11 protein-coding genes and 2 tRNA genes are annotated in these 13,558 nt (G+C 54.4%); 7 read left to right on the top strand and 6 right to left on the bottom strand.

Translation table 11 applies throughout. The annotated features are described in order from the left end of the window. Positions 1 to 229 precede the first annotated feature (229 nt). From OYT1_RS07050 to OYT1_RS07040, 3 genes are read left to right on the top strand one after another with little or no spacing between them, the layout of a single operon-like run. Entirely contained in the window at positions 230 to 3,598 is a 3,369-nt protein-coding gene (locus OYT1_RS07050; RefSeq protein WP_062627716.1) for a transglutaminase family protein, read from the top strand. Positions 3,599 to 3,651: 53 nt separating this feature from the next. Then, a complete protein-coding gene (gene sthA / locus OYT1_RS07045; protein ID WP_062627717.1) occupies positions 3,652 to 5,040 on the top strand; it encodes a Si-specific NAD(P)(+) transhydrogenase in 1,389 nt (462 codons plus the stop codon). Positions 5,041 to 5,084: 44 nt separating this feature from the next. Next, positions 5,085 to 5,501, top strand: coding sequence for a phosphate-starvation-inducible protein PsiE (locus OYT1_RS07040; RefSeq protein ID WP_232013137.1), 417 nt, complete (start codon positions 5,085 to 5,087; stop codon positions 5,499 to 5,501). A gap of 10 nt (positions 5,502 to 5,511) precedes the next feature. Here the strand turns inward: OYT1_RS07040 and OYT1_RS07035 are convergent, their stop codons facing one another. The 5 genes from OYT1_RS07035 to OYT1_RS07015 form a co-directional block, all read right to left on the bottom strand. Then, positions 5,512 to 6,237 (bottom strand): peptidase, encoded by a 726-nt coding sequence (locus OYT1_RS07035; RefSeq protein WP_062627718.1) that lies wholly within the window; start codon positions 6,235 to 6,237, stop codon positions 5,512 to 5,514. Positions 6,238 to 6,294: 57 nt separating this feature from the next. Continuing rightward, entirely contained in the window at positions 6,295 to 7,296 is a 1,002-nt protein-coding gene (locus OYT1_RS07030; protein WP_062627719.1) for an alpha-E domain-containing protein, read from the bottom strand. After that, a complete protein-coding gene (locus tag OYT1_RS07025) occupies positions 7,296 to 8,693 on the bottom strand; it encodes a circularly permuted type 2 ATP-grasp protein (RefSeq protein WP_232013136.1) in 1,398 nt (465 codons plus the stop codon). The genes OYT1_RS07030 and OYT1_RS07025 overlap by 1 nt, the downstream gene beginning before the upstream one ends. Positions 8,694 to 8,856: 163 nt before the next feature. Further along, positions 8,857 to 9,405 (bottom strand): flavodoxin, encoded by a 549-nt coding sequence (locus OYT1_RS07020; protein ID WP_062627721.1) that lies wholly within the window; start codon positions 9,403 to 9,405, stop codon positions 8,857 to 8,859. 66 nt (positions 9,406 to 9,471) lie between these two features. Next, positions 9,472 to 10,029 (bottom strand): hypothetical protein, encoded by a 558-nt coding sequence (locus tag OYT1_RS07015; protein ID WP_062627722.1) that lies wholly within the window; start codon positions 10,027 to 10,029, stop codon positions 9,472 to 9,474. A 249-nt stretch (positions 10,030 to 10,278) separates the two neighbouring features. Here OYT1_RS07015 and OYT1_RS07010 point away from each other — a divergent pair. Both OYT1_RS07010 and OYT1_RS07005 read left to right on the top strand, forming a co-directional pair. Further along, positions 10,279 to 10,354: transfer RNA gene (locus tag OYT1_RS07010), tRNA-Lys, on the top strand. 38 nt (positions 10,355 to 10,392) lie between these two features. After that, positions 10,393 to 10,468: transfer RNA gene (locus OYT1_RS07005), tRNA-Thr, on the top strand. A gap of 124 nt (positions 10,469 to 10,592) precedes the next feature. Here OYT1_RS07005 and OYT1_RS07000 read toward each other — a convergent pair. Next, positions 10,593 to 11,177 carry an ANTAR domain-containing response regulator gene (locus OYT1_RS07000; RefSeq protein WP_269460703.1) on the bottom strand — a complete coding sequence of 195 codons (585 nt, stop codon included), beginning with the start codon at positions 11,175 to 11,177 and terminating at the stop codon, positions 10,593 to 10,595. Positions 11,178 to 11,233: 56 nt separating this feature from the next. On the opposite strand from OYT1_RS07000, the gene istA reads away from it, so the two are divergent. Beyond that, a complete protein-coding gene (gene istA / locus OYT1_RS06995; RefSeq protein WP_062627779.1) occupies positions 11,234 to 12,757 on the top strand; it encodes an IS21 family transposase in 1,524 nt (507 codons plus the stop codon). After that, positions 12,747 to 13,523: an IS21-like element helper ATPase IstB gene (gene istB / locus OYT1_RS06990; protein WP_062627778.1), complete on the top strand. Its 777-nt coding sequence runs from the start codon at positions 12,747 to 12,749 to the stop codon at positions 13,521 to 13,523. Before istA ends, istB begins: the two co-directional genes overlap by 11 nt. Positions 13,524 to 13,558: the final 35 nt, after the last annotated feature.

Genomic DNA, 13,558 nt, shown 5'->3' with positions numbered 1-13,558 from the left:
TTTCCGCCCCGAAAAGGTGCGTAAATACGAGGCTTAATATTTAACTGGCTGAATCTATTGGTCTGAAGTCCTTGGCGCGATTTGTGCTCTAGTACAGAGTAGCCTTGATCCACACTTTGGTGCCGAAGATGATTCTTCCTGTTTGCGACTTGCTTCATGACAATAATTTCACTCCGCTGAGATGCGTAGTGTCCACTCCCTTGATCCGGCTTGGTTGTTGAGGTAAGCGATGACTATTCGCGTTGCACTTAATCACCAGACCCGTTACAGCTTTGATCGCTCCGTCAAACTCTGGCCGCATGAGATACGTTTGCGACCTGCCGCACATTGCCGCACGCCGATACACAGCTACTCGCTGAACGTCGAGCCAGCCGGTCACTTTCTGAATTGGCAGCAAGACCCATTCGGTAACTGGGTGGCACGTTTGGTGTTCCCAGAAAAAGCCGACTCACTCACGGTCACGGTCGATCTGGTCGCCGACATGACGGTGATCAACCCCTTCGATTTCTTCATCGAGGAATTCGCGGAGAGCTTCCCCTTCGCGTACCCCGATGGCCTAAGGCGCGAGTTGGGTCCGTATCTGGAGGTCGAGCCTGCCATGCCCTTATTGGCGGATTGGCTTGCGCTGACGCGTCGTGAATTGTTAAGTAAACCGTTGCGCACCATCGACATGCTGGTAGGCATCAATCAGCGGGTGCAAGATACCGTCGGCTACATCGTCCGTCTCGAAGCCGGCGTGCAGACGCCGGAACAGACACTGGAATTGAAGCGCGGTTCTTGTCGAGATTCTGCATGGCTGCTGGTACAGGCGTTGCGCCATCTGGGGCTGGCAGCTCGCTTCGCTTCCGGTTATCTCATCCAGTTGAAAGCCGACGTGAAGGCGCTCGATGGCCCTTCCGGTACCGAACACGACTTTACCGACTTGCACGCTTGGACCGAGGTGTTTATTCCGGGTGCAGGTTGGATCGGTCTCGACCCAACTTCGGGTCTATTGGCGGGCGAGGGACATATTCCACTGGCGTGCACCGCTATGCCATCGTCTGCTGCGCCGGTCATCGGCGCGACGGAGGTATGCGAATCACACTTCGATTTTGCGATGCAGGTGACGCGTATCCACGAAGATCCGCGTGTGACTCAACCTTACACCGAAGCGCAGTGGCAATCCATCCTGAATTTGGGGCATCAGGTCGATGCTGAGTTGCTCAAGCATGACGTGCGCCTCACGATGGGTGGCGAGCCAACCTTTGTGTCCATCGACGACATGGATGGGGCGGAGTGGAACTACACCGCCTTGTCCGATAAAAAACGCGAATTGGCGGGAGATCTACTCACCCGTTTGCAAGGCCATTTCGCGCCAGGATCACTGCTGCATTTCGGCCAAGGAAAATGGTATCCGGGCGAGCCGCTGCCACGCTGGGCGTTGGGATGCTACTGGCGCACCGACGGCAAACCGCTGTGGAGCAAGCAAGAGCTATTGGTCACAGCACAGGAGGAGGGCGCACATAACACCGCTGATGCGTTGCGCTTCATCCAGCAACTGGCGACTCAGTTGAGCTTGGACCCGCGCTTCGTCATTCCAGCTTACGAAGATGTCACGCAGATCCTCGACTTAGAGCAGCGCTGGCCGGAAAATCTCGATCCGCTACAGGCGGATCTGAAGCAGAGCGATGAGCGGCGGCGTTTGGCCAAGCTCATCGAGCGCGGCTTGGGCGAGCCGGTCGGTTTCGTATTGCCGCTGAAGGCCTTGCCCGCCAAACCGGTGAAGCGCAGCAAAGCGATCGTGGCGACTGGCTTTCGGTCGAGCCGCTGGCCGTTGCGGCGCGAACACCTGTACCTGACCTCGGGTGATTCACCGCTAGGGTTGCGTTTGCCCTTGGCCTCCTTGCCCTGGGTCGCTCCAGAAGATATGGAACTGGAATTCGGGCGCGATCCCTTGGATGACGTGGCTGCTTTATCGACTAGCCCGAGCAAGCTCAAAAAATCTCGGCTTTCCAAGCAGGCTGTCGATCCGCGCGAGATCATCCATACCGCTTTGTGCGTCGAGGTGAGAGCGGGCGTGTTGTGTGTGTTCTTGCCGCCCGTGCCGCTGCTGGAAGATTTTGTTGTGCTGATCGAAGCGATCGAGGCGACGGCTGATACTTTGAATCTGCCCTTGCGCTTGGAAGGCTACACGCCACCGGCTGATGCGCGCGTGAAGGACTTCAAGATCACGCCCGATCCCGGCGTGATCGAGGTGAACATTCATCCTTCTAGCTCTTGGTCGCAGTTGGTGGCGAACACGCAGACGCTGTATGAGGAGGCTAGGCTGACACGTCTGGGGACAGAGAAGTTCATGCTGGATGGTCGCCATACTGGCACCGGCGGTGGCAATCACATCACCTTGGGTGCGGCGACACCGGCGGATTCGCCCTGCTTGCGCCGCCCAGATGTACTGATGAGCTTGATCACCTATTGGCAGCATCATCCCGCGCTGTCTTACCTGTTCTCCGGCATGTTCATTGGGCCGACCAGTCAGGCGCCGCGCGTGGATGAAGCGCGTCACGACAGCTTGTACGAGCTGGAGATCGCTTTCCAGCAAATGACCGAGCACCTGAAAGCGGGCGAAGAGAATCTGCAACCTTGGCTGGTCGATCGCTTACTGCGAAACCTGCTGGTCGATCTGTCCGGCAATACTCACCGAGCTGAATTCTGTATCGACAAGCTCTACTCGCCGGACAGTGCGACCGGACGTCTGGGCTTGTTGGAGTTCCGTGGCTTCGAGATGCCACCACACGCGCAAATGTCCTTGTTGCAGATGCTGCTGTTGCGGGCCTTGGTGGCGCGCTTCTGGCAAACACCGTATCGCGGCAGTCTGACACGCTGGGGTACGGAGCTGCATGATCGCTACATGTTGCCGCATTTCGTGGCGCAGGATATGCGCGATGTGGTGCTGGATCTGCAGCGCGCAGGCTATGCGTTCGAGTTCGAGTGGTTCGCCCCGTTCTTAGAGTTCCGCTTCCCGCGTTTTGGAACTGTGGTGTATCACGGCATCGAGATCGAGCTGCGTCAGGCGATCGAGCCTTGGCATGTGCTGGGCGAAGAAGTGGCGGCAGGTGGCACGGCGCGCTACGTGGATTCTTCGGTCGAGCGTATGCAGATCAAGGTGCGTCACATGAACGACAACCGCCACATACTCACCTGCAACGGTCGACCTCTGCCATTGACGGCGACCGGTACGCGTGGCGAATACGTCGCGGGCGTGCGCTATCGCGCATGGTGCCCGCCCTCGGGGCTGCATCCGACCATCGGCGTGCAAGCGCCGCTGGTGTTCGACTTGGTGGACACATGGAGTGGACGCTCCATCGGCGGATGTACCTACCATGTCGCGCATCCGGGCGGTCGCAACTACGATACGTTCCCAGTCAACGCCAACGAAGCCGAGGCACGCCGCGTGGCTCGCTTCTGGAATCATGGCCATACTCCCGGCGAGATGCACCTCCGGCGCGAAGGTCGTAACCCCGACTATCCGCTGACACTAGATCTGCGCCGTGCGCCCGAAGTGCGGGTGGAGGGGGCGGAGCGGCAGGCAAGTGAACCGCAGCAGCAACAGCAGCAGTGAATTCTCTTTTACCACAAAATGATGAGAGTGGAACTTAAGGTGAGTTGATAGATATGGATTTTGATATTCTCATTGTAGGTTCCGGTCCCGCTGGCCAACATGCGGCTTGGCAGGCCGCGCGTATGGGTAAGCGTGCGGCGATCATCGAACGCAAACCCAAGATCGGCGGCGCTGGTTTGCAAACTGGCACCATCCCGAGCAAAGCCATGCGCGAAGTCGCCTACCTGCTTAGCCGCTCGGGCGGTATGCGTCAGGCACTCGCGCCCGATGCGCGTAGTCGGCACGGTTTATTGGCGGATGCGGTGCGCCGTAAAGAGGGCGTGATCGCTCAGCAAGAGTCGGTGATCCTGCAACGGCTACTACGTCATGGCGTGGCTCTGATTCCGGGCGAGGCTTCATTCCTCGATGCACATACGCTGGAGGTGGCTGATGCGGCAGGTCATGTGCGCCGCATTTCAGCAGATGTCATTTTGTTGGCCACCGGTTCGCGCCCGCGTCGTCCGGCGCATATCCAGTTCGACAAAAAGTCGGTGTTGGACTCGACCTCGATTTTGAATCTGCGCCATCTGCCAGAAAGCTTGCTCGTGGTGGGTGGCGGCGTGATCGCGTGTGAATTCGTCTCGATCTTTGCTGCGCTGGGGGTGCAGGTTTCGGTGGTAGATAGCCACGCGCAACTGCTGACGTATTTGAGTGACGATGTAGTGGGTGTGCTGGCGGACAGCTTCTTAGCGATGGGGGTGAAGTTCCACATGCGGGAGCGCGTGGTCGCGATCCAACGTGAAGGTGGCGGTACGCTGACCTTGCTGGAAAGCGGCCAGCAGCTACGCGCCGAAGCGGTGCTGTATGCCCAAGGACGCGAGCCGAATAGCGGCGGCTTGAACGTGGCTCGTGCCGAGGTGCGTAGCAAGGACGGCTGGATCGAAGTGAATCCACAATTTCAGACCAGCGTGCCGCATATTTACGCAGTGGGCGATTTGATCGGTCGTCCTGCGTTAGCATCCACGGGCATGGAGCAGGGCAGGGCGGCGGTACTCCACGCCTTTGGTGGTGAGCAGCATGTCTCCGCAGAGAACCTGCCGATGGCGGTATATACCATTCCCGAAATCTCCTACGTGGGCAAAACCGAAAAGGAAGTGCAACAGGAAGGCATTCCCTATGTGATCGGACGAGCTCAGTTTAAGGATAGTGCCCGTGGCCAGATCATTGGCGACGCTCAAGGTTTGTTGAAGTTGATCGTGAACGCCCAGAATGAAAAATTACTGGGCGTACATATCGTTGGTGAACAGGCGAGTGAGCTGATTCACATCGGCCAATTGGTGATGAATTTAAACGGTAGCGTGCGCGATCTGGTCAGCAACGTGTTCAATTATCCAACACTGGCTGAGTGCTATAAACTCGCCGCGCTAGACTGTTTGCATGAGATGGTGGAATTGCAAAAATAGATAAATTTACATTAATTCAATAAGCTAAAAAGGAAGTGTTAGGAATGAAAAAGTATTTTACGCGTGGTGTGGTTGATATGAGTAATTCAGTCATATCGGCTATTGAATTTGTTGGACTGATCGTGATCGCTGTGGGTACGGTGATTGCGATGGGACAGCATATTTGGCAAATGCACGGAACTGGTAGCGCATCTCTGGGTGATCTACTCCTGATGTTCCTGTATTTAGAAATACTGTTGATGGTGCGCCATTATTTGAGCTCAGGGAAGTTCCCCGTCCGCTATCACCTCTATATCGGTATCGTGGCCTTGGCGCGCTATATCATCATCGACATTAAGGAGATGGACGCGGTTAGATTGCTAGAGATTTCAGTTGCTGTGCTCATTCTTAGTATGGCGGTACTGTTGGTGCGGTATGGACATACTCGCTTTCCACCTGGCTCGGACGATCACCAAAAGTGAGGCATTGAGCTTATTCCCATGGGAAACGAGGTAAGTTATCCAAGGCTTGTACGAGTCCTAGACTCCAAGCCTCGGAAAGCTCCTTGGCAAAGGGGTCGTTCTCGGTCAGGGTCATGCGCTGACCAAAATCCAAACTGTCTTTTTTGTATATCAGCAAGTCGATTGGTGGACCGACGGTGAGGTTGCTGCGTGTGGTTGAGTTCATCGAGACCAGTGCGCAACGAGCCGCGTGAGTTAAGGGCGTGCTGCGTTTAATGACGCGATCTAAGATGGGCTTGCCATATTTGACCTCGCCGATCTGCATGAAGGGGTGCTCGTCAGATTCGTGGATGTAATTGCCTTGCGGATAGATCAGCAGAGTCTCGGGCTTGTCGGTGCCGATCTGCCCACCGAATATGAAGGTGGCTTCAAAATTGGTGCTGGAGTTATCTCGGTTGGTTTGCTGCTTCTGTACCTCCGAACTGACACCGGCAATGTAGTCCGATGCAGTTTGCATATTGGGTGCATTCCGAAGGTTTATTTTTGCAGCGTTTTCGATGTCGCTCCATAGGCGTTTGACGACGGATTGGGTCGTAGCCAGATTGCCGGCGGACAGGAGCGCGAAGGTGCGCTCGCCCGGCCAAACGAAGGTGTGCATCTTGGAGTAGATTGAGATGTTATCGAATCCAGCATTGGTACGAGAATCAGAACAGAACACCAGCCCCTGCTCGGTGTTAATGGCTACGCAATAGGTCATGTCGATACGTTTATTTGAGTTGTAATTAAATGACTTTTCTCTTCGTGTGCAACACTATCACGCAGGGGATGACTCGGCAAACTGGAATTCACTTTGTGTGATTCCCTCGGGGGCGGTGCCACCTTCGTAGGCATGGAAGTAGTGGCGTGTCAGTGCATCATGAACCCTACCCAATTTAGCCTGCATGCCATCCAAGTAATCGTGCAGGGCGGTGGAAGTGACTCCGTTAGTGTGATGTTGTGCGATATCTTGGCGTAGTTTGGCAATGACGATTTGCAGCGGCTCTGACCTTGGCATCAGCTTGATGCAAGCTTCCATTTCGGAAAGACAATGCGAGATGCTGCGTGGGAAGCGCATGTCGTGGAGCAGGAACTCAATGACTTGGCTACTGCGCACGTGCATGGAGATCAGCCGTCGATAGGTCTGATAGGCCGAGAGGGAATTCAAGGTGCTCATCCAGATACGCTCCATCAGCATCTCATGCAGCACGCTGTCGGGCGGAAGCTGAATCGCTGAGTTGAGGTCGAGGATGCGCGAGGTCATGTCGGCGCGCTCGACATTGCGCCCCAACTTGATGATCTGATAGGGCAAGTCATGCACCATCGCTCCAGACACCAAGCCTACGATGGCGTGACGCTGCTCGATGACATTGTTCAGCACCATGTAGCGATCTCGGCGGGAATGGCAGGCGCTGGCGGCATGGGCACGAACGTACAGATACAAGCTGTTGATGCGTTCCCACATCTCTGCAGGCAACACTTCCCGCAAAGTGCGCGTGTTCTCACGGGCATATTGCACACACGAGTAGATCGAGCTGGGATTACGACTATCCTCGATCAGGAAGCGCATGATGGCCTCTTCATTGGCCTCCTCGTAGTGTTTGTGGAACAGTGTGTCCAGTCCGGCGACCTCGATTAGGTTCTTCCATCCATACGAAACTTCAAGTGGCAGATCAAGTAGCACATGGGTGGTGCTATTGATGAGCCTTGCGGTATTCTCTGCGCGCTCCAAGTAGCGCGCCATCCAGTAAAGATTTTCTGCGGCACGGGCTAACATCATTACTCTCCATCCTCTACGATCCAAGTGTCTTTGCTACCACCGCCTTGCGATGAATTTACCACCAGTGAACCTTGTCGCAGCGCAACTCGTGTCAAGCCTCCCGTGGTGGCGTAGAGCTTGTCCGATTGCAATACGAATGGCCGCAGATCCAGGTGGCGTGGAGCGAGCTTGCCATCGATCAACGTGGGGGCCGTGGAGATGTCCAGCGTCGGCTGTGCCATGTAGTTACGCGGATTCGCGCGTATCAGCTCGGCGAATTGGGCACGCTCTTCCGGCGTCGCACGTGGGCCGATCAGCATGCCGTAACCGCCGGATTCGTTGGCCGGCTTGACGACGAGCTTGTCTAGATTGGCCAGCACATAGTCACGCTGATCGTCATACATGCACAGATAGCTGGGGACGTTGGCGAGGATGGGCGATTCATCCAGATAGTAGCGAATGATCTGCGGCACGAAAGCATAGACCACCTTGTCGTCCGCCACACCCGCGCCGGGTGCATTGGCGATCCCGACGGTGCCCTTGCGCCAAGCGCGCATCAGACCGGGTACGCCCAAGACTGAATCGGGGTTGAACACCTCAGGGTCGAGGAAAGCATCATCGATGCGCCGATAGATCACATCCACCTGCTGCAAACCATCGATGCTCTTCATATAGACCACATCGTCGCTGCCGACTACCAGATCCGAACCTTCAACTAGATAGGCGCCCATCTGCTGCGCTAGGTAGCTATGCTCGAAATAGGCTGAGTTGTAGATGCCCGGAGTCAGCACAGCGATGACAGGCTGCTCACCGGTGCGTGGCGATAGTGCCGCAAGCGTTTGATACAACTGGGTCGGATAATCATCCACCGGCAGGATGTTGGTGGTGCGGAACACCTCGGGAAAAATGCGCTTCATGATCTGCCGGTTTTCCAGCATGTAAGACACCCCGGACGGTACGCGCAGGTTGTCTTCTAGCACATACACGGTGCCGTCACGGTCGCGCACCAAGTCGGTGCCGCAGATGTGCGCCCAGACGCCAAAAGGGGGCGTGACGCCGACACACTGTGGTCGGAAGTTTCCCGAGCCAGTGAGCACCTCGGCGGGGAACACCCCGTCTTTGATGATGCGTTGCTCGTTGTATAGATCGTTGATGAATAGATTAAGGGCGAGCAGGCGCTGCTTCAGCCCAGACTGGATCTGCTCCCATTCAGAGCGGGCCATCACCCGAGGAATAGGGTCGAAGGGCCACGCACGGTCAATATTGCCGGCTTCACTATAGATAGTGAAGGTAATGCCCATCGCCATGATGGTGGCATCTACCGCCTGACGACGTGCAGCGAGCTCATTCTTGTCCAGAGTGTCTAGATAGTCGAATAGCGGCTGAGCGGCAGGTCGTGGCTTTAAGTCGCTGTTCAACAGTTCATCATAAGCAGTGTTACAAGCGTATTCTGAAGAGGCGAGTTCCATGTGGTCGTTCTGTAGTTGATCTTACAGAACACTAAGCGATAAGCGTGCCAGTGCAGGTGATCCGTGATGGGGCTCACTCAGTGCACTCACTTATCGAGTTTGTTGCCGACAACTATCCCAGTTCTGGTAGTTCGAATTCCGGTGCGATCAACTTTAACCACTCATTCAATCTGGAATCGGATTGGATTTTCTGATTCTCTTGATCGAGAGCCAAGCCTACGAACTCATCATCGACCAGCGCTTTGGATGAGATGAACTCATAGCCTTCCGTTGACCATGCGCCGACCACTTTTGCACCGCGCTCGACGATGAAGTGGTAAATCTCACCCATCGCATCGACGAATTCGTCAGGATATTTATCTTGGTTGCCGAGCCCGAACAGGGCGACGGTCTTACCGGTGAAATCGACATCCTTAAGTTTTGGCAGAAACTCCTCCCAGCCGCCACCCATACAGTCGGTGGAAAGTCCAGGTAACTCTCCGCCACCGAGAGTCGATGTGCCGAAGATAAGAAAGGAATACCCAGCCACCAACTCTGGACTAGCCTTATTGACGTTGAGCGCGTCAGCCATCGTGTCATCGTCATAGCGCTTCTTGATCGCCTTTGCGATACGACGAGTATTTCCTGTGCTGCTGGCAAAGAATAATCCGATGCGAGACATGAGGATTCCTTGAGTTACTTCGCCGATTGTCGTGAGTCCGACAATCGGCGGGTGATGTGACAGAAGTTAGACTGGACCTCGTCCGGCGCGCTTCAACTCCACTGTGCGGGTAAGCGCCTCTTCGAACGAGACCGCATCACCCTTGGGCTTAAAGTCATGCAGCGCTTTATAGACAGTGATGATCTTCTCAGAGGCGGACTGCCCCTTGAAGTCACTCTTGTCCAATGCGGCTAGATCAATCAGTTCGTTCCAGATCAAGCCTTCCTGCATTCCAATCGCAGCGATACGCAGGCCGGACGTTTCGATGATGAGGGGTTTGTTGATGTTCACTACAAATAGGATGATTAGAATATCTTCCGAAAAATCAGCATGATAGTAATCAATGACCTTGGGGAGGAGCGCAAGCTCATCCAAGCTACCAACGTATAGTTTAATCTTGTCGTTTTCTGACAGAACAATCGTATTTTTGATGGTTGCCACAGGAGGCTTGCGATGCCCAAGTGCGTCGCCGATTTCACCTAACTCTAAAACTAAATCACCCCGATAGGCTGCGTAGCTGCCGTTAGCTTCCTTGAAGTTCATATTGAACAGCAGCCCTTTTTGTTCATAAGCATCGAATAGCATGTTGAATCCTGTTGTTAGTGATCGGACCCTACGTTCAGCAATATTTGTACCAAGGCTAGGAAGATGGTTATTCGGAATAATGAATTGCTTTGAGTTCAGCGGCATCGCCTACCTATATTGGTACCATCTCCTCGTATAACTGCATGCAAAGGCGAACAAAACATGTATTCACCGATTCAATTATCGAATAAGTCCATAGAATAGATTGACGTGAAGGGACGTACTCCGTAGAATCCGCGCTTCATTTTTGGGTCGGTAGCTCAGCCGGTAGAGCAGCGGACTTTTAATCCGTTGGTCGCGAGTTCGAATCTCGCCCGACCCACCAAAATGAAGCCTGTGCTGGTATAATCCGCACCTGTTTAAGCCGCTTTAGCTCAGTTGGTAGAGCAACCGCCTTGTAAGCGGTAGGTCGTCAGTTCGAATCCGACAAGCGGCACCAAATTTAAGCCACGCAATCAAGTAGATGCGTGGCTTTTTCTTTATCTGCAACTATGTGAATTTACCTCATTAACCTGCCTGTGCTAGACGAGATTTAGGGCTGTAGGTATTTCAGCCCTAATATGTCATAACGGAGATTCCCCATTCAGAATCATTTCGGCAACGCGCAAAGCTTTAAGCCGGTGCGTTCTGGCATAGCCACGAATCGCATCAAAGGCATGCGAGCGAGCGATATGGTGGCGTTCCATGATGATGCCAATGGCAGTATCAATTACCCGATTGCTCTTCAGCGCTTCTAGGAGATCGGCGTTGCTTGTCTCTAACTTGGTTCGTTCATCTGCTCGGGTAAGCGCTACCTCTATTGCTGGCACTATGAGTGATATTTTGATGGGTTTGACTAGATAGCCCAGTGCGCCAGCGTCGATGGCATCCTGAACGATTTGTGCATCATTGAACGCAGACAGGAAGATGAAGGGAATCGAGGTAGAGTCACGCAGAATTCTGGCAACCTCTATGCCGGATAGTCCGGGCATGCGCACATCAAGAATCGCAAGCTCTGGGGGCTCATGGCGACAAAGCCTTATTGCTTGTTCCCCGTTATCTGCTTGAATGATCTGATGCCCAACCTGACGTAATCCCATGCTTAGAGTTGCCAGAACTGTTGAATTGCACCCAAAACTGACCCACCTAGCGCAGTAAATTGCATCCAAATTTGACCCACGTATAGATACTGTCCTGCTCAATATTTGAGCGGGAACAAACAGGAGTGATCAACGTGGCGATATTAAGCAGCATCAGGCGCTGGCATTTGCGCGACAACATGCCCATCAGAGAGATCGTTCGAAGGACCGGACTCTCCCGCAACACCATCAGGAAGTATTTGACCAACAAAGTCGTTGAGCCCAAGTACCCCAAGCGTAAGACCCCCAGCAAGCTCGACGACTATGCCGTCAAGCTAACTGCATGGCTAAAGACCGAAGCTGGCAAAGGACGCAAACAGAAGCGTAGTCTCAAGCAACTGCACAGCGACTTGGTGCAGCTAGGCTTCACAGGCTCCTACGACCGAGTGGTTGCCTTCGCTAAACGATGGCGACAGCAACAACAAGAACAGGCGCAGACGGCGGGACGCGGCACCTTCATTCCGCTCATCTTTGCACCTGGTGAAGCCTTCCAGTTCGATTGGAGCGAAGACTGGGCCGTCATCGCGGGAGAACGCACCAAACTTCAGATTGCTCACTTCAAACTCAGTCACAGTCGAGCCTTCTATCTGCGTGCCTATCCGTTGCAGACACACGAGATGCTGTTCGACGCACACAACCATGCCTTCGCTGTCTTCGACGGCGTGCCTGCGCGTGGCATCTACGACAACATGCGCACCGCAGTAGACAAGGTCCGACGCGGCAAACAACGCGACGTCAATATCCGCTTCTCTGCCATGGTGAGCCACTACCTGTTCGATGCTGAATTCTGCAATCCAGCTTCCGGTTGGGAGAAAGGACAGATTGAGAAAAACGTACAAGATGCAAGGCATCGCATCTGGAACAAACTCCCCGCGTTTGGGAGTCTGCATGAACTCAATGACTGGCTACATCAACGCTGCCTGTCGCTCTGGAAAGAACTCCCTCATCCCCTACAATCGGAACGTCGTATCGCAGATGTCTATGCGGACGAACATCCTTGCCTGATGGCGCTGTCCTGCCCATTTGATGGATTTGTTGAACACGTCAAACGCGTGTCGCCGACTTGCTTGGTCATGTTCGAGCGTAACCGCTACAGTGTTCCGGCCTCCTATGCCAACCGCCCCATCAGCCTGAGGGTGTATGCCGACAAGCTGTTGTTCGTAGCTGAATCTCAAATCATTGCCGAGCATGTGCGGATGATTTCGAATAAGCATGCTCATGGTCAGACGATCTACGACTGGCGTCATTACCTGAGCGTGCTTCAACGCAAGCCAGGTGCATTGCGCAACGGTGCACCGTTCGCTGAACTACCCGAAGGCTTCAAGCATTTGCAGAACATCTTGCTCAAGCGACTGGGTGGAGATCGGGAGATGGTAGAAATCTTAGCCCTCGTCTTACAGCACGATGAAGCTGCCGTGCTCACAGCAGTCGAGTTGGCCCTAGAGAGCGGTGTGCCATCCAAGCAGCATGTGCTCAATCTGCTGACGCGACTGATTGAGCCTGCACCACCAGCCCCTGTTGATACGCCGGCCCATCTGACGCTCGTGGTCGAGCCGCAGTCTAACGTTAGCCGCTATGACCAATTGAGGGAGGTGCGCCATGCAGCATGAAGCCATGATCACCACGCTCAAGAGCATCAAGTTATACGGCATGGCGCAGGCGGTGGATGAACTGGCTAGCCAAGGTTCACCTGCCTATCAGAGTGCACAAGTGATGTTGAGTACCTTGCTCAAGGCCGAGATGGCGGAACGCGAGGTACGCTCTATCGCCTACCAGATGAAGGCATCCCGTTTCCCAGTCTACCGTGACTTGGCGAGTTTCGACTTCAGCCAGAGCGTGGTGAACGAGGCACTCATCCGGCAGTTGCATCGATGCGAGTTCTTGGATCAGGCACACAATGTGGTGCTGGTCGGAGGCCCTGGCACGGGCAAGACGCATCTGGCGACGGCACTCGGTGTGCAGGCGGTGCAACATCAGCATCGTCGAGTCAGGTTCTTCTCGACCATTGAGTTGGTGAATGCGTTGGAGTTGGAGAAGGCTGCGGGCAAACAGGGGCAGATTGCTAACCGGATGATGTATGCCGATCTGGTGATTCTGGATGAGTTGGGCTATCTGCCGTTCAGCCAAGCGGGAGGTGCATTACTGTTCCACTTCATTGGCAAACTCTATGAGCGCACGAGTCTTGTGATCACGACCAACTTAAGCTTCGCTGAATGGGGCTGTGTGTTCGGGGATGCAAAGATGACAACGGCGTTGCTCGACAGGTTGACGCACCACTGCCACATCGTGGAGTCCGGCAACGACAGTTACCGCTTCAGAAACAGTTCAACTCAATCGGGAAAGGAGGGCAAAAACAGAAAACTATCCACAACTTGAAACGTTCAGAGATAATTCAAGGGTGGGTCAAAGTT

Origin of the sequence: Ferriphaselus amnicola (genome assembly GCF_000974685.2) — a bacterium.
Taxonomy (GTDB): domain Bacteria; phylum Pseudomonadota; class Gammaproteobacteria; order Burkholderiales; family Gallionellaceae; genus Ferriphaselus; species Ferriphaselus amnicola.
The sequence above is the reverse complement of the archived record's forward strand: the minus strand, read 5'-3'. Positions and strand labels throughout refer to the sequence as shown.

Coding starts and splice junctions, on each gene's coding strand:
- sthA (WP_062627717.1), top strand. CDS start 3,652: ATGGATTTTGATATTCTCATTGTAGGTTCCGGTCCCGCTGGCCAACAT.
- istB (WP_062627778.1), top strand. CDS start 12,747: ATGCAGCATGAAGCCATGATCACCACGCTCAAGAGCATCAAGTTATAC.
- OYT1_RS07020 (WP_062627721.1), bottom strand. CDS start 9,405: ATGTCTCGCATCGGATTATTCTTTGCCAGCAGCACAGGAAATACTCGT.
- OYT1_RS07035 (WP_062627718.1), bottom strand. CDS start 6,237: ATGACCTATTGCGTAGCCATTAACACCGAGCAGGGGCTGGTGTTCTGT.
- OYT1_RS07050 (WP_062627716.1), top strand. CDS start 230: ATGACTATTCGCGTTGCACTTAATCACCAGACCCGTTACAGCTTTGAT.
- OYT1_RS07015 (WP_062627722.1), bottom strand. CDS start 10,029: ATGCTATTCGATGCTTATGAACAAAAAGGGCTGCTGTTCAATATGAAC.
- OYT1_RS07030 (WP_062627719.1), bottom strand. CDS start 7,296: ATGATGTTAGCCCGTGCCGCAGAAAATCTTTACTGGATGGCGCGCTAC.
- OYT1_RS07040 (WP_232013137.1), top strand. CDS start 5,085: ATGAAAAAGTATTTTACGCGTGGTGTGGTTGATATGAGTAATTCAGTC.